Annotated in this window: 14 protein-coding genes; 5 read left to right on the plus strand and 9 right to left on the minus strand. The window is 68.7% G+C overall.

Features of this window, described 5'->3' with window-relative positions; all coding sequences use genetic code 11:
- Positions 1-33: 33 nt before the first annotated feature.
- Entirely contained in the window at positions 34-966 is a 933-nt protein-coding gene (locus ACYVKI_RS11450) for a lysostaphin resistance A-like protein (protein WP_460690472.1), read from the minus strand.
- Between the two features lie 98 nt (positions 967-1,064).
- Positions 1,065-2,846 carry an OmpA family protein gene (locus ACYVKI_RS11455; protein ID WP_460690473.1) on the minus strand — a complete coding sequence of 594 codons (1,782 nt, stop codon included), beginning with the start codon at positions 2,844-2,846 and terminating at the stop codon, positions 1,065-1,067.
- 161 nt (positions 2,847-3,007) lie between these two features.
- Between ACYVKI_RS11455 and uppS the strand changes: the two genes are divergently transcribed.
- Together uppS and ACYVKI_RS11465 are read left to right on the plus strand one after the other, a co-directional pair.
- Positions 3,008-3,907, plus strand: coding sequence for a polyprenyl diphosphate synthase (uppS, locus tag ACYVKI_RS11460; protein WP_460690534.1), 900 nt, complete (start codon positions 3,008-3,010; stop codon positions 3,905-3,907).
- 361 nt (positions 3,908-4,268) lie between these two features.
- The gene (locus ACYVKI_RS11465; RefSeq protein ID WP_460690535.1) at positions 4,269-5,600 is read left to right on the plus strand and encodes a PhoH family protein; all 1,332 of its coding nucleotides are present in this window, start codon (positions 4,269-4,271) and stop codon (positions 5,598-5,600) included.
- 13 nt (positions 5,601-5,613) lie between these two features.
- Here the strand turns inward: ACYVKI_RS11465 and ACYVKI_RS11470 are convergent, their stop codons facing one another.
- The 3 genes from ACYVKI_RS11470 to ACYVKI_RS11480 form a co-directional block, all read right to left on the minus strand.
- Positions 5,614-6,333: a rhomboid family intramembrane serine protease gene (locus tag ACYVKI_RS11470; RefSeq protein WP_460690474.1), complete on the minus strand. Its 720-nt coding sequence runs from the start codon at positions 6,331-6,333 to the stop codon at positions 5,614-5,616.
- A gap of 89 nt (positions 6,334-6,422) precedes the next feature.
- Entirely contained in the window at positions 6,423-7,799 is a 1,377-nt protein-coding gene (locus ACYVKI_RS11475) for a hypothetical protein (protein ID WP_460690475.1), read from the minus strand.
- Between the two features lie 88 nt (positions 7,800-7,887).
- On the minus strand, positions 7,888-8,619 hold the full coding sequence (locus ACYVKI_RS11480; RefSeq protein ID WP_460690476.1) for a GAF and ANTAR domain-containing protein: 732 nt from the start codon (positions 8,617-8,619) through the stop codon (positions 7,888-7,890).
- Positions 8,620-8,826: 207 nt separating this feature from the next.
- Here ACYVKI_RS11480 and ACYVKI_RS11485 point away from each other — a divergent pair, with 207 nt between their 5' ends.
- From ACYVKI_RS11485 to ACYVKI_RS11495, 3 genes are all read left to right on the plus strand, one after another.
- Positions 8,827-9,546: a hypothetical protein gene (locus ACYVKI_RS11485; protein WP_460690477.1), complete on the plus strand. Its 720-nt coding sequence runs from the start codon at positions 8,827-8,829 to the stop codon at positions 9,544-9,546.
- 67 nt (positions 9,547-9,613) lie between these two features.
- Entirely contained in the window at positions 9,614-10,129 is a 516-nt protein-coding gene (locus ACYVKI_RS11490; RefSeq protein ID WP_460690478.1) for a prepilin peptidase, read from the plus strand.
- 19 nt (positions 10,130-10,148) lie between these two features.
- Positions 10,149-10,652 (plus strand): NUDIX hydrolase, encoded by a 504-nt coding sequence (locus tag ACYVKI_RS11495; protein ID WP_460690479.1) that lies wholly within the window; start codon positions 10,149-10,151, stop codon positions 10,650-10,652.
- Here the strand turns inward: ACYVKI_RS11495 and ACYVKI_RS11500 are convergent.
- The 4 genes from ACYVKI_RS11500 to ACYVKI_RS11515 form a co-directional block, all read right to left on the minus strand.
- Positions 10,642-12,021 carry an FAD-binding oxidoreductase gene (locus ACYVKI_RS11500; protein WP_460690480.1) on the minus strand — a complete coding sequence of 460 codons (1,380 nt, stop codon included), beginning with the start codon at positions 12,019-12,021 and terminating at the stop codon, positions 10,642-10,644. The two genes, ACYVKI_RS11495 and ACYVKI_RS11500, sit on opposite strands and share 11 nt — an antisense overlap.
- Positions 12,021-13,445, minus strand: a complete 1,425-nt coding sequence (locus ACYVKI_RS11505) for a class II fumarate hydratase (protein ID WP_460690481.1) — start codon at positions 13,443-13,445, stop codon at positions 12,021-12,023. Before ACYVKI_RS11505 ends, ACYVKI_RS11500 begins: the two co-directional genes overlap by 1 nt.
- An 84-nt stretch (positions 13,446-13,529) precedes the next feature.
- On the minus strand, positions 13,530-14,174 hold the full coding sequence (locus tag ACYVKI_RS11510) for a carbonic anhydrase (protein WP_460690482.1): 645 nt from the start codon (positions 14,172-14,174) through the stop codon (positions 13,530-13,532).
- Between the two features lie 93 nt (positions 14,175-14,267).
- Complete coding sequence (locus ACYVKI_RS11515; RefSeq protein WP_460690483.1) at positions 14,268-14,933, minus strand: DUF4245 domain-containing protein; 666 nt, start codon at positions 14,931-14,933, stop codon at positions 14,268-14,270.
- Between the last annotated feature and the right edge of the window lie 62 nt (positions 14,934-14,995).

Genomic DNA, 14,995 nt, shown 5'->3' on the forward strand with positions numbered 1-14,995 from the left:
AGGTGACCAGCGGGTAACATCGTGGCGCACGGCTCATGGGTGAGCTGTGGTGCGCCGAGCATCTGCAGCGGCAGGGGCGAATCGACCCGTCATCACCACCAGCAGCACGACGACGGCGGGCAGGATCCAGCCGGTCCATCCGGTGACGGTGGCGTGCAGGGGGTTGAAGGTCGCATCCGCGGCGATGAAGATCATGTAGGTGCTGGCCGCGGCGTTGAAGGTGCTGTGTGCCAGTGCCGTGGGCCAGACCGAGCCGCTGCGCAGGCGCAGCCAGCCGAAGATGCCGCCCATCACTGTGCAGAGCCCGACCATCGCCGCCAGCCCCAGCCACCCGGGAGCGTCGGGGTAGTTGTAGCCCAGCAGGATCAGTGGGGCGTGCCACAGGCCCCAGATCACCCCGGAGATCCCGATGGCGCCCCAGGGCCCGAATCGCATCAGGCGGGGCAGCATCCATCCGCGCCATCCGATCTCCTCACCCAGGGCGGGCAGCAGATTGATGATCAGGGCGGCGATGAGCACATTGAACACCTGCAGCGCTGCGAGGGCTTCGATGGACATCGGCAGCTCGTCGACGCCGACCTGGGCCAGCTGCTCCTCGGCGATCTGTGCGAAGCCGCTGAGCCCGGTGAAGTCTGCGGGGAAGACCCCGGCGAGGTGACCGATCGGCAGGGCGGCCAGGCAGACGACGATCGGCACCGTCAGCCCCAGCGCCAGGTGGCCCACGAACCTGCCCACCGGACGCAGCGGCACCAGGCCCAGCGCGTGGGCCTTGTGCTGCGGCTTCTCCACCAGGAAGACCACCACAAGAGCCGCCACTGTGGGTGTGAACATCATGGCCACGGCGACCAGTGTGAACCACGGGGTGGCCAGTCCGTCACCGAGCCACAGCGGCAGCGCGACCAGCCAGGCCAGCCCGTAGGCGCAGGCGAGGAAGATCAGCATCGGCGGCGGTGCGACGCGGGTCATCAGTCCGGGTCCTCTCTGCAGGGGTTCCCGCCTCACCCTATGTCATCTGCAGGCCGCTGACCTGGGGTGACGTGTGCGGATGGGCGCGGCCCTGCCTATCAGCGCTTCGCCTCGACCGGCACGTCCACTGCCCGCCACGGCTGGGACCACGGGCGATCCGCGTGCTCGCTGCGCCCGGGGACGTCGACGACCACCTCCTCCTGGCCGGTCGTCGGCCACAGTACGGTGGCCACCGCCCAGGCGCCGACCTCGGCGTCGGCCTCGTGGCCGAAGCCCCGGTCGCCGGCGATCACCCGCCAGGGGTCGCCGTGTTCGATGCGGAAGCCGTCCCTGTCAGAGCCCTCGACGTGCTCCGTGCTGCCGAGCTCCAGCGGGAAGTGTCGCTGGTCCCCGACGAGCAGCGTCAGGGCGTCCACCTGATGCCCTGGGTTGTAAGGGGTGTCATGTCCTTCGTGCAGGCCCAGGTCTCCGAAGCTCAGCGCCCAGGCGAGCGGGCCGGCGTGCTCCTCGCCGTCGAAGGGTTCGGTCACCTCCACCCGCACACGGCCGACCAGCAGGTCGCCGGCGGGGCGGACCTCTTCCACAGTGATCTCCGCCGCACCCCCGTGGGGGCCGCTGACAGTGATCGGCTCGTCCGCGGTGCCCACCGGGCCGTCAGTGGGCGGAAGTTCGGTGTCGTCGCCGGTCTCCTCAGCGGGGGTGCCGTCCTGCGGCGCCGGCGTGTAGCGCAGCTCCACACGCCTGTTCAGGGCCCGGCCATGCTCGGTGTCGTTGCTGGCCACCGGCTCGTGGAAGGCCCGACCGTCGGTGCTGACGGTGAAGTCCTCCAGGTCGGTCAGCTCGTCGAGGCGCCGGTGCACCGCGTCGGCCCGATCCTCGGAGAGCTGCTGGTTGTGCTCCACGGAGCGTACGTCGTCGGTGTGGCCGATGATCTCGAGCTCGCCGCCGTCGGCACGCTCGAGCTCCTCGGCGGCGGCCTGCAGCGCGGCGTCCGCGTCATCGGTGAGCGTGTGCTCGTCGATGGCGAAGAGGATGTCCGAGTCCAGAGTGATCGTTGCCTCGTGGTCCGACTCGCGGACCTGGATGTCGCCGTCGGCGCGCTCCCGGTGGACCCGCAGGTCCCAGGTGGTCTCGTGGACCTCCACCAGCTCGCTCAGCGCATCCTGCACCGGCAGGTACTCGGAGGTGTCCACCTCCTCGGCGTCGACGATCCCGACGTCTTCGATCAGCCCCAGGTAGGGCAGCAGCACAGCTGTGACATCGGTGCCGGGGTCGCGGTGGACGCCTGCCCAGCGGACCGGGTCCTCCCCGGCGCGCGCACTGGGCTGCTCGACGTCCGCCAGGTGCTCCTCCGAGGTGCCGTCGGTGGCGTAGGCGGGGAAGGACAGCGTCATCGCCTCGGTGTCGACCAGGCGCACCTCGTGGGGGTGCACCCCGTAGCGCTCCAGGGGGTATTCGCCGTCGGCGGAGGTCACCTCGTAGGTGATGAGCCCGTTGAGGAGCGCGCCGTCGTCCTCCCCGGTGGGGACGCGGACGAAGGGGTGGATGACGACCCGCAGCTCGACCTCCTCCATCGCGTCGAAGTTCCACACCGCCTGCTCCACCACGACCGGCTCGGTGAGGTCCGGCTCAGTGCCCGGCTCGGTGAGGTCCGGCTCGGTGAGGTCCGGCTCGGCGTCCGCGTCGGAGTCGGGGTCCTCGACAGGCCCGTCCTCGAGACTCTCCGGCTCGTCCGCGGGGTCGGCGGTGTCGTCGGGCTGCGGGGGCTCCTCCGGCTCCTGCGCGTTCTCGGGGGTGCATCCCAGGGCCAGCAGGAGGACGCCGACGACGGTGGCGTGCCTGAGCGGGTGGTTGCGGGTGTGGTCACTGTGCGAGGCCATGGGGTCAGCTGCTTTCGTCGGGCCACCGATCCTGGATTAACTTTCGCAAATGTGCCGTGGGTTGTCAACGGTGGCACCGAGGAGGGCGCGGTACGGTGGTGGAGCACGGCGGGGCGCTGACGACGGGAGGCCGCATGAGGCTGAAGGACCTGGCCTACAGCATGTACGAGTCACGGCTCAGCCGCGCGCTGCCCCGGGACCGGATGCCTCAGCATATCGGCGTGGTGGTGGACGGCAATCGGCGATGGGCCAAACTGGCCGGCACGCCGACCGCCGACGGGCACCTTGCGGGGGCCCACAAGATCGTGGAGTTCATCGACTGGTGCGCAGAACTGGGCATCCCCACCGTCACCCTCTACATGCTCTCCACGGACAACATGAACCGCTCCGCCGACGAGCTGGATCAGCTGATGGAGATCATCGGCGACACTCTGGACCGCCTGGCGGAGAGCCGCCCGGGCGGCCGTCCGGTGCGCGTGCACCCGGTGGGTGCGTTGGATCTGCTGCCGGAGCCTCTGGCGGCTCGACTGCGGCAGCTGGGGGAACGCAACGCGGCCGAGGCCGGGGAGGCGGAGTCCGAGGATGCCGGAGATCCCGGACGTTGCGACGATCCCAGGAGTGCCGGGGAGGCCGGGGCGGATGCCGACGGCGAGACGGTCACCACCCGCACCGGCAGCATCCGGCGGATCGTGCGGCGGTCTCGGGGGCAGACGCCGGCGGTGCACGTCAACGTCGCGGTCGGGTATGGGGGCCGGCAGGAGATCGTCGATGCGGTCAAGGAGCTGCTGCGGCAGGCCGAGACCGCAGGGCGGGGGCTCAGCGACGTCGCCGAGGAGCTGACTCCGGGGTCGATCTCGCAGTGGCTCTACACTCGCGGGCAGCCCGACCCGGACCTGATCATCCGCACCTCGGGCGAGCAGCGGCTCTCCGGATTCCTGATGTGGCAGTCGGCCTACTCGGAGTTCTATTTCTGCGAAGCCCTGTGGCCGGACTTCCGCCGGGTGGACTTCATCCGCGCCCTGCGTGACTATGCCCAGCGGCAGCGCCGGTTCGGCGGCTGAGGCGGCCCGTGCTGCAGCCGTCACGCGACGTTAATCAAGATGTCATGTGGCCACGCCGCGCGCATGGACCCCTCGGGTGCCGACGGGCTTTAGGCTGGGCAGTGTCAGGTACCTGACCGGGGAGGCCCACACACATGCCGAGCGGCAGACGGGGTCGGTCCGGCCCCTGCTGGGGGCTGAACCGCAGACATCGTCCGACTATCGATGCGGGAACTGGCGAGGTTCCGTCGAGGTGGCCGAGCATGTGCTCTCCGAGCACGGCAGACCGCACGGCGGGGCCTCTTTCTGTTTCCGGTCTGGAGTGACCGTGGTCTCCGTCAACACCCCTGCCCCTGATACCTCCGCCGAGCACGATGGCACGATCGACCATGCGGTCGCGCAGAAGTCCTACGTGCTCGACACCTCGGTCCTGATCTCCGATCCGAAGGCGATCCTGAGGTTCGCCGAGCATGAGGTGATCATCCCCGTCATCGTCATCTCCGAGCTGGAGAACAAACGCCATGACTCCGACCTGGGGTACTACGCCCGCTCCGCACTGCGTCTGCTGGACGAGCTGCGGGTCACCCATGGTGCGCTGAACCAGCCGATCCCGCTCAATGAGGAGGGCGGCCACCTGCTGGTGGAGCTCAACCACATCTCCCAGGACGTGCTCCCGGACGGGTTCCGCGGCACGGACAACGATTCGCGCATCCTCGCCGTGGCGAAGAGCTTCGCCGACGAAGGGCGCGATGTCACAGTGGTCTCCAAGGACCTCCCGATGCGGGTGAAGGCCTCGGCGATGGGCCTGGATGCCGACGAGTATCGCAACGAGTGGGTGACCGACTCCGGGTGGACGGGCCTCGCCGAGGTCTCGGCCACCGACGAGCAGGTCTCCGGCCTCTATGCCGGGGAACGGATCGACCTGGAGGACGCCTCGGAGCTACCGATCAACACCGGGCTGATCATCTCCTCGGGGACCGGTTCGGCCCTGGGCCGGGTGAAGACGACGGCAGGGGAGACCCAGCCGGTGTCTCAGGCGCCGCGGCACGTCGAGGTGGTGCGGGGCGATCAGGAGGTCTTCGGGCTCCACGGCCGCTCGGCCGAACAGCGCCTGGCCATCGACATGCTCATGGACCCTGAGGTCGGGATCGTCTCCATGGGCGGCCGCGCGGGGACGGGGAAGTCCGCGCTGGCCCTGTGCGCTGGGCTGGAGGCGGTCCTGGAGCGCCGCGAGCACAAGAAGATCATCGTCTTCCGACCGCTCTATGCCGTCGGCGGTCAGGAGCTGGGCTATCTGCCCGGCACTGAGACGGAGAAGATGAACCCCTGGGGCCAGGCGGTCTATGACACCCTGGGTGCGCTGGTCAGCGAGAACGTCCTCGACGAGGTCACCCACCGCGGACTGCTGGAGGTGCTGCCGCTGACCCACATCCGGGGCCGTTCGCTGCATGACGCCTGGGTGATCGTCGATGAGGCCCAGTCGCTGGAGAAGAACGTCCTGCTGACCGTGATGAGCCGCATGGGGCAGAACTCGAAGATCGTGCTCACCCACGACGTCGCCCAGCGCGACAACCTGCGGGTGGGGCGGCACGACGGGGTCGCCGCCGTCGTCGAGCTGCTCAAGGGCAACCCGCTGTTCGGCCACGTCACGCTCACCCGGTCGGAGCGTTCGCGGATCGCCGCGCTGGTCACCGAGGTGTTGGAGACCGACTGAGCCTGCAGCGCCGTCATCCGGAGGAGGCTCGGGCCGCCCGCGCGGCCCGGGCCTCCTGGGTGAAGAAGAAGGCGACGACGACGCCGGCCACCGCTCCGGCCAGGTGACCTTCCCAGGAGACCCCGGCGCCGGCGGTGATCGGCAGCATCCCCAGGATCAGGGAGAGCCCCTGGAAGAAGAGTACGACCAGGGCCGCGAGGATCGCCGCCACCCGCCGGGTCATCAGCCCGTAGGCGACCAGGAATGCGGCGAATCCGTAGACCACTCCGGAGGCGCCGACCTGCAACGGGGTGATGCAGGCGTCGAAGCCGTCCGGGTGGTTGCAGATCCAGCTGCGGGCGGGCCGCCCGGTGAGCCACATCAGCGCGCCGGCGAGCAGCCAGATGCTGATCATCACGAGCGTGAAGCGCCGCACCAGCAGGGCGATGATCCCTCCGAGCAGCAGCCAGGCCATCGAGTTGCTCATCACGTGTCCGAAGCTGCTGTGCAGCAGGGGAGTGAACAGGATCCCGGAGAGGCCGTCCAGGCTGCGCGGGCGCAGTCCGAAGGTGCGGTTGAACCAGTCGCCGGCGGCGATGCTCACGAACCACAGCACCCACATGGCGATGACCGGGACGACCACCGGCGCGAAGGTGCGCACGGCACGACGGCGGGCGTCCTGCCACAGGGTCCCCCACGAGTCGCGTCCCTGGGGATCCTGCGCCGATCCCGTCCGTGCGGAGATGTCCCTCATCGTGCCTCGCTCCCTGGCGGTGGGTCCGTCGGCTCACCTGCGGTCAGGTGTCCATTCTAGGGACCGCGGCTGGACGCACAGCGTCGGGATCACTCGGTGCATGACGAGACGAGTTCGGATTCTTCAGCATCACCGACGGGGGCACCTGCGAGCTCCTCTGAGCTGTAGACCTCGTCTCCCCGTGACTCCTCTGGGCGGGATCGATACTTGGGGGCGGGCGGGGTCCACGTCCGTTGGCGCTGCAGGATGCTCGCGTAGAACTCGTCGATCGCCTGCATGACGCCGTTGATGAACGAATCCCGGCCCTTGGTCGTCTTCTGAAGTCCAAGGTGGCTGACGCGGGTGATCGTGAAGCTCTTGACCTCCGGGAAGTCGTCGGGCAACGCCTCCCTCGGGTCCTCCTTGAACGCTTCCAAGCTGTCGGCGTGGCGTCGTCGGCCGGCGTGAGCTTCGATGATGACATCGGAGAGGCCCTCGTCCAGAGGGCGGAGCAGCCAATTCACTCGCGTGGTGTTGCGTGCGTGTCCTGAGGCCGGAACAGTCGAGGCGAGCTGCACCTGTTTGGCGCGAAGGTCGCATCTGAGGTCCATATCGCCGACCGTCCCAGGGATGCGGATCCGCGCAGAGAACGAGCCGTCCTTCTCGAGCTCGGCAGCCAACTGAGCGGCTCGTTCGTCGGGGTTGTCGCGTTGTTTTCGGGGCAACTGAGGTCCGACATCCACACCCAGCCGTTGGCCAAGCTTGAGGCATATGTACCGGACAAGACCGTCGAATTTGGTGGCCACGTCAAGCACATCCGGGTCGCTTCGTCTGACCAGGCCCGTCTTCACGCAGTCCGTCACCGACGTCCACGACGGTCCCATGTCCGTGAAATCCAAAGCACCGGAATTCTCATGCTCGAGGTATCGGATGAGCTCGCCGAGTATCCACTTCTGCTCGTCATCCTCGATGCCGCGAACCTCACGTTCCATGATCGCCAGTGAGATGATCCGCACCCAGGAGAAGTGGTACACCGGCACCGCCCTCAGCTTGCGCCCGTCGAGCGGCAACGGGTGGGCTCCTTGGATCGGTGGTATCTCGTTGGAGATGGTGATGACGGCGTCGAACCCATTCTCCTTCGCCACATCCATGTACGACTCGACCTGTTCCTTGGCGAGATCGTTACCCTCTGTCTTGACCTCGACGAGGGCGGTCCATGCGGTGCCTCCCCGCGTGACTCGAATCAGCCCGTCCGGACGGGGCGAGCGCTTCTTCTTCTTGTCCTCGAAGGCCACTTCGACGAAGCATTCAACATTGGCTCGGACGCGGCCCAGAGGGGCGCCACAGGGTTTGAGCAAGGCGTGTGAAAAGCTCGGAACGATGCTGAGCACCGCCAACAACGCGGATGTAGCTCTGACTTCCTGGTCCGTGGCGCCTCGTATTCCGGAGGTTGGAATAAGACGGGCCTCCCGCCATGACTCGACCATGCGTCCTCCCTGATTCATTGAACCAACAGACTTGTGATTCAGGTTACACGGAATGCTTCAGCGGTGGCAGGGTGTCGGGAGAGGCAGGTCAGCTTTCGAACGGCGTCGTGGGTCTCGGCTGACCGAGAGAGGCCAGCAGTTCCTCGGCGAGCTGACGCAGCTTGATGTTCCGGTTGCTGGAGGCCCGCTTCAGGATCTCGGAGGCCTCCTCCTGGCTGCACCGGTTCTGCGCCATGATGATTCCGACCGCGACGTCGATGGCGGTGCGGGACTCCATGGCACGGCGTCGATCCGCGGCCTCTTCTGCACCCTGGGTGATGCGCAGCGCCACTGAGAGCGCACGGGATGCCAGATGTGCATGATGGCGGGCCCGAGCGATGTCGGGGTCGTCGAATCCGGCCGGCTCCGAGGTGTAGAAGTTCATCGCGGCCAGTCCGGCGTCGTTCAGCGTCAGCGGCACGGCAAGTATGCTTCGGATGCCGGACTGCCGCACCACACCCATGTACTCGGGCCAGCGCGCCTCATAGCGGACGTCCGGGACCCGGATCAAGGAAGCGGTGCGTTGCGCGTCCAGGCACGGACCCTCGTCGAAGCCGGCCTGCGTCTCGTCGAGTTGGCGGGCCTCCGGGCTGCTCCAGCCGACCACCACGTTGCGCCGATGCCGCTCCAACAGGACTCCGCAGTGGGTGGCTCCTCCCGGCCCGACCTCCTGGGCGGAGATCTGTGCCAGGTCGCGGAGGAAGCCGGTGAGATCGTCACTGTCCACCAGCAGGTCGTAGAGCATCTCGGCGGGTGTCGTCGAGGGTCCTTGCGGGGGCACGGCGGCTCCGATCTCGTGGCGCCTCTGTCGGCCCACGGCGATGTGAGGTGAGGCACCACTATACGCACCCCGGGTCTGTGGACCCCGAGGTCTGCGGGGGCATGAGCAGGACGGTCATGCCGTCTTCCGAAGAATGCATCCTGTGTGGTTGAGTAGATCGAGCGGGTCTAGCAGCAGGCCCCTTCCCATTCACCGTCCAAGGGGTGAATGATGTACCGATCGCTTCAGTTCGACCTGTCTCCCGACAGCATCCGTGAAGCGCTCCGCATCCGTGTGCAGGGAGCGCTCACCGCACAGACCACGCCTCAGCTGATCACCTTCCTCGAACGCCGGGTCCACCTGCCGGACTGCCCAGAGCTGCTGGTGAGTCTCTGCGGGCTTGAGCACATCGATCCGCAGTCCCTCGATCAGGTCCTGTGCCACATCGCGGCGCACAACGACGAAGGGGCAGGACCTGAGATCACGGTGGATCTCCCGGTTTCCGCCGACGCCGCCGCCGTTCCGGCGCATGTCACGGCGGCCCGCCGCCGTGGGGACCAGCAGGCGTCGAACAAGCTCCCGCCGGACCGGCCGCGGGCCGGGGCCTCGGTGCCGGTCCGCTCCGTGCTGATGCCGCTGCACGCGACGATCAGCACCACACGGTCGTTTCAGGAGGCCGCAGAACGGACGCCCGACCACGGATGCCTCGTGGTGCTTGACCTCTCGGACCGGCCTCAGGGGATCCTGCGGTCGGAGAGGCTGCAGGAGGCCAGGGAGTCCGAACCGGAGCACTGGGGACGCCGACGCTGCGCCGCGCTGACCGAGCCCTTCGCCGCAGAGGTGCCAGTGGACGTCGTCGTGCAGGACCCTGCGGGGACAGCGCCGGTGCTGGTGGTCGACGGCGAACAGGCCGTGGGCGTCGTCCTGCCCGAACGTGTGCGGCCCTGACTCCGCGTCATCCACAGGCCAGCGGGCCGCTGTTCCGCTGAGGAGCGGGACTCCCTATGCTGGAGAGGTGATTCCCTTCATCGGCGACCTGATCACGGCGGGGTCCGCGGCGGAACTGATCGCCGGGGTGCTGCTGCTCCTGGGAGGAGCGATCTTCGCGGTGTGCGCAGTGGCGCTGAGCTCGATCGATCTCCGGGAGCACCGGCTGCCCAACCGCATCCTGTACCCGTGGGCCGCAGTGTCCGCCGGGATCCTTCTGGCGGTCTCCCTGCTCATCGGCGACATCCCGGGTCTGCTCCGCGGTGTGGCGGCTGGTCTGCTCTGGGGGTTCCTGTTCCTGCTGGTGCGGCTGGCCCATCCGCCGTCGATCGGGATGGGCGACGTCAAACTGGCCGTGGTGCTGGGCCTGTACACCGGGTTCCTGGGATGGTCGACAGTGGCGGCCGCAGTGTTGCTGTCCTTCCTCCTGGCCGGTGTGGTGGCGGTGATCCTGCTGCTGACCCGGCGGGCGGATCGGCGGACGCGGATCCCGTTCGGCCCCTTCCTGATCCTCGGCACGGCACTGGCCCTGATCGCGACCTGAGCCGCTAGGGTGGCAGACGATGGCACCGACCCCAGAGTTCATCCGTGAGCTGCGTGCCCACATCGGCACGGCCGATCTGTGGATCCCCTCCGTCCGTGGGGTGGTGGTGCGTCGGCGCGCCGACGGGGCTGATCTGCCCGAGCCGCAGGTGCTGCTGGTGAAGCGCAGCGACAACGGAGCCTGGACGGTGACCTCCGGGATCCTCGAACCCGGTGAGCAGCCTGCTGCCGGAGCGGTGCGCGAGATCGAGGAGGAGACGGCCGTCGTCGCCCGTCCGGTGCGGGTGGCCGGGGTCTTCGCCTCCCACCTGGTGCAGTACGGCAACGGTGACCGGTGCCGTTTCCTGGACACGGTGCTGCAGATGGAGCCGGTGGCCGGGGACCCGCGGGTCAACGACGACGAGTCGGTGGAGGTCGGCTGGTTCCCGGTCTCGGCGCTGCCGGAGCCGCTCGCCGAGGATCAGCGCATGGTCATCGGGTGGGCCCTCGACGACGGCGCCCCGGCTCGGATGCTCACGGAGTGAAGATCTTCCCGGGGTTGAGGATCCCTCCCGGGTCGAAGACGGCCTTGATCTGGCGCTGCAGGTCGAACTGATCGGCGCCGAGTTCGTCGGCCACCCAGCGGCGTTTCAGCAGCCCGACCCCGTGCTCACCGGTGAGCGTGCCGCCCATGGCCAGGGCCATCTGGAAGATCCTGCCCGCAGCCTCCCAGATCTCCGGCGGCACCGTCTCCCCGGTGAAGGAGAAGGTCGGGTGCAGATTGCCGTCCCCCGCGTGGGCGGCCGTCGGGATGGACAGCCCGAACTCCTCCTCGATGCGGCGGATCTCCGCGAAGGCGTCGGCCAGTCGGCCCTGCGGCACCGCCACATCTTCGATCAGCAGCGAGCCCAGCGCCTCCAGGGAGGGGAACATTAGACGGCGCAGCGCGAAGAGTCGGTCAGAGTCTTCTTGGTCCGTCGCGCGGGTGATCTGCGCCCGGTGGCTGGCGAGGATCTGGGCCGTGGCGGCGATCTCCTCGGCCGCGGAGGGGCCGTCGTGCTGCAGCAGCATCAGCGCCTCGCCGTCGGCGGCCAGTTCCTCCCCGGTGTGGGCGGCGATCGCGTCCAGGCAGGGACGGTCCAGCAGCTCCATGGCCGCCGGCACATGACCGGCGCGGACCACTTCGGCGGCGGCCGCGGCGGCGTCGACGATGCTGCCGAAGACAGCACTGAGGGTGGGGGTGTCCCCGACGACGGCGGGCCGCAGCTTCAACGTGGCCTCCACGATGATGCCCAGGGTGCCCTCGGAGCCGATCATCAGCGCTGTGAGGTCATAGCCGGTGACGCCCTTGACGGTGCGATGCCCGACCTCGAGCACCCGGCCGTCGGCGAGCACCACCTTCAGCGCCAGGACGGACTCCCGGGTGACCCCGTACTTGGCGCACAGCAGCCCGCCGGCGTTCATGGCGATGTTGCCGCCCACCGTGGAGATGTCCTTGCTGGCCGGGTCGGGGGACCACCACAGTCCGTGAGTGGCCAGCTCCTGGTTGAGCCGTGAGTTGATCACCCCGGCCTGCACGACGGCCAAGCGGTTCTCCGCGGAGATCTCGAGCACCTGGTCCATCCGGTCCAGGCAGAGCACGATCTCCCCGGCTCCGGCGGTGGCCCCGCCGGCCAGCCCGGTGCCGGCCCCGCGGGTGACCACCGGGAGGGAGTGGTCGCTGGCGATCCGACACACCTGCTGGACGTGCTCCACCGACTCGGCGTGCACGGCGGCCAGCGGGGCCCCTGCGCCAGGGTGGCCGGACCGGTCGGTGGACAGCGCACTCAGCCCGGCCGGATCAGAGGTGACCCGGCCGGGCAGCGCGGCCTCCAGCGCCGCCTGCACTGCGGGCACGGGGGATGAGAAGGTCATCAGCCCGGCTGGGTCATGGACTTCACGTCGAGGGCCTCGTCCATCTGGGCCTCGGTGAGTTCGCCGCGCTCCAGGTAGCCCAGCTCCACCACGGCCTCCCGGACCGTCACCTTGTTCTTCACTGCGTGCTTGGCGATGTCGGCGGCGGCCTCATAGCCGATGTGCTTGTTCAGCGGGGTGACCACTGAGGGGGAGGCGCCGGCGAGGAACGCGCAGCGCTCATCGTTGGCGGTGAGCCCGGAGATCATCTTGTCCGCCATCACGTAGGAGGTGTTCGTCAGCAGGCGGATCGACTCCAGCAGGTTCGCCGCCATCACCGGGATGCCGACGTTGAGTTCGAAGGCGCCGTTGGTGGAGGACAGCGCCACCGTGGTGTCGTTGCCGATCACCTGGGCGCACACCTGGATGGCGGACTCGCAGATGACCGGGTTCACCTTGCCCGGCATGATCGAGGATCCCGGCTGCAGGTCCGGGATGGCGATCTCGCCCAGCCCGGTGTTGGGGCCCGAACCCATCCAGCGCAGGTCATTGTTGATCTTGATCAGCGAGTAGGCGATGGTCCGCAGCTGGCCGGAGGCCTCCACGAGCCCGTCCCGGTTGGCCTGCGCCTCGAAGTGGTCGCGCGCCTCGCTCAGGGGCAGGCCGGTGTCCTCGGCCAGGTGGGCGATGGCCTTCTCGGCGAAGCCCAGGGGGGTGTTGATGCCGGTGCCCACGGCGGTGCCGCCCAGCGGGACCTCGGCGACGCGCGGCAGGGACGAGTCGATGCGCTCGATGCCGTAGCGGACCTGGGCGGCATAGCCGGCGAACTCCTGGCCCAGGGTCACCGGGGTGGCGTCCATCAGGTGGGTGCGGCCGGACTTCACGACGTCGGCGAACTCCTCCGCCTTGGCCTCCAGGGCCTCGGCCAGGTAGGTCAGGGCGGGCTTGAGGTCGTTGATCAGCGCACCGGTGGCGGCCACATGCACCGAGGTGGGGAAGACGTCGTTGGAGGACTGTGAGGCGTTGACGTGGTCGTTGGGGTGGACCTGCTTGTCCGAGCCCTTCTCCTGCAGCGCCTGGTTGGCCAGGGTGGCCAGCACCTCGTTGGTGTTCATGTTCGAGGAGGTGCCGGAGCCGGTCTGGAACACGTCCACCGGGAAGTGCTCGTCCAGCTCGCCGGAGGCGACCTTCTCGGCGGCACCGGCGATGGCTTCGGCGAGCTCGCCGTCGAGCACGCCCAGCTCCTGGTTCGCCAGGGCGGCGGCCTTCTTCACCCGGGCCAGCGCCTCGATGTGGGCGCGCTCCAGGGTGCGTCCGGAGATGGGGAAGTTCTCCACGGCGCGCTGGGTCTGGGCCCGGTACAGCGCGTGGGCGGGCACCTTCACCTCACCCATGGTGTCGCGCTCGATGCGGTATTCGGTCTCAGCAGCAGAGTTCTGGGTCATGGGCCCATTCTATGGACGCCGGTGAGCCTCCGCGACGAGCCGCCGCACTGTGAAGCGCGCCCTGTGAAGCGCCCTGTGACGCGCTCAGACCTCGCCGGTGGTGCTCACCAGGTCAGCCCGGCCCTCGGCGAGCCGGTAGGTGACACCGATCACCGCCGTGCGGCCCTCCTGGACGGCCTCGAAGATGGCGCGGGAGTGCTCGGTGATCCGTGAGACGGTCTGTTTCACGTGTTCCTCCACGGTCTCATTGACCGTGGTCAGCCCCTGGCGCTGGGCGGCCAGCACCGAGGGCGTGATGCGCTCCACCAGGCTGCGCACGAATCCGGTGGGGGTGGTGGCGGAGGCGGCGGAGTCCATCGCGGCGGTCACCGCGCCGCAGGAGTCATGGCCGAGCACCACGATCAGCGGCACCTCCAGCACATCCACGCTGTACTCCAGGGAACCCAGGACGGCGTCGTCGATCACCTGACCGGCGGTGCGCACCACGAACACGTCTCCGAGGCCGACGTCGAAGATGATCTCCGCGGCCAGCCGGGAGTCCGAGCAGCCGAAGATCACCGCCATGGGGTGCTGGCCCTCGGTGAGCGAGCTGCGGCGGGCGGCGTTCTGGTTCGGATGGGCGACCTCGCCGGACACGAAGCGGGCGTTGCCGGCCTGCAGGCGCTCCCACACCTCGGCGGGGGTGGTGGGCGCGGGCAGGCTGACAGCGGGCGTGGTGGTGTCGGTCATGGCGCTCCTCGGCAGGTGTCACAGGTGGTCAGGAGCGGTGCACGGGCAGGGGTCCGCTCCATGGCAGGTGGCAACAGCCTATGCCACGGCGTGTCACCCGTCTGTGTCCGGGTCCTCACGGTGTTGCGCCTCGTCCCGGGGGACCTCGCCGAGGGACTCCACCAGGGCGTCCAGGGCACGGGAGAACTCCTCGTCGGAGGCGTCGCCGGACACCACCACTGTGGTGTCGTCGACGGGGTTCTGCTCCTCGGTGAGCACATAGTAAGTGCGCTCGCGCTCCCCGTCGAGGACTTCGAACACCAGCCCGTCCACGGTCAGACTGCCCGAGGGGACCGCCTGGCGGGTCTCCTCCGCGATCCAGGTCGGGTTGCCCTGGTCGGTCTGGGCGAATCCGATGAAGTCCACGGCGTCGGTGGTGTAGCCGACCTCCCAGACCGGGACTCCGTGCTGGGGGCGGGTCTCCCAGCGGGCGTAGTTGGCGGTCCAGCTCTCCGGGACCTCCGGGGCCAGCGGGGCGAACTCGGCGACGTCGGCGACATAGACCGCTTCCTGGTGGACGTCCTCGTCCCGGTGGTAGGGCTCCACGTCAGGTTCCGGGTTCATCATGTAGACGGCGGCGACGGCTCCGACGGTCACGGCCATGGTGATCACCATGGCGACCATGGGTTGTGAGATCCTCTTGGACTGGGCGGCGGTCAGCTGCGGCTTGGCCGGCGTGTGGTCCTGGGAGGGTTGGGGCTCGTGTTCGCGCTCTGTCACCCGACCATTGTCCCAAACATCTGCCGGTGCTCCGTCCACCTGACCGTCGATGACGGACCGGC

The organism is Nesterenkonia suensis, assembly GCF_054782935.1.

Coding starts and splice junctions, on each gene's coding strand:
- ACYVKI_RS11450 (WP_460690472.1), bottom strand. CDS start 966: ATGACCCGCGTCGCACCGCCGCCGATGCTGATCTTCCTCGCCTGCGCC.
- ACYVKI_RS11455 (WP_460690473.1), bottom strand. CDS start 2,846: ATGGCCTCGCACAGTGACCACACCCGCAACCACCCGCTCAGGCACGCC.
- uppS (WP_460690534.1), top strand. CDS start 3,008: ATGTACGAGTCACGGCTCAGCCGCGCGCTGCCCCGGGACCGGATGCCT.
- ACYVKI_RS11470 (WP_460690474.1), bottom strand. CDS start 6,333: ATGAGGGACATCTCCGCACGGACGGGATCGGCGCAGGATCCCCAGGGA.
- ACYVKI_RS11475 (WP_460690475.1), bottom strand. CDS start 7,799: ATGGTCGAGTCATGGCGGGAGGCCCGTCTTATTCCAACCTCCGGAATA.
- ACYVKI_RS11485 (WP_460690477.1), top strand. CDS start 8,827: ATGATGTACCGATCGCTTCAGTTCGACCTGTCTCCCGACAGCATCCGT.
- ACYVKI_RS11495 (WP_460690479.1), top strand. CDS start 10,149: ATGGCACCGACCCCAGAGTTCATCCGTGAGCTGCGTGCCCACATCGGC.
- ACYVKI_RS11500 (WP_460690480.1), bottom strand. CDS start 12,021: ATGACCTTCTCATCCCCCGTGCCCGCAGTGCAGGCGGCGCTGGAGGCC.
- ACYVKI_RS11505 (WP_460690481.1), bottom strand. CDS start 13,445: ATGACCCAGAACTCTGCTGCTGAGACCGAATACCGCATCGAGCGCGAC.
- ACYVKI_RS11510 (WP_460690482.1), bottom strand. CDS start 14,174: ATGACCGACACCACCACGCCCGCTGTCAGCCTGCCCGCGCCCACCACC.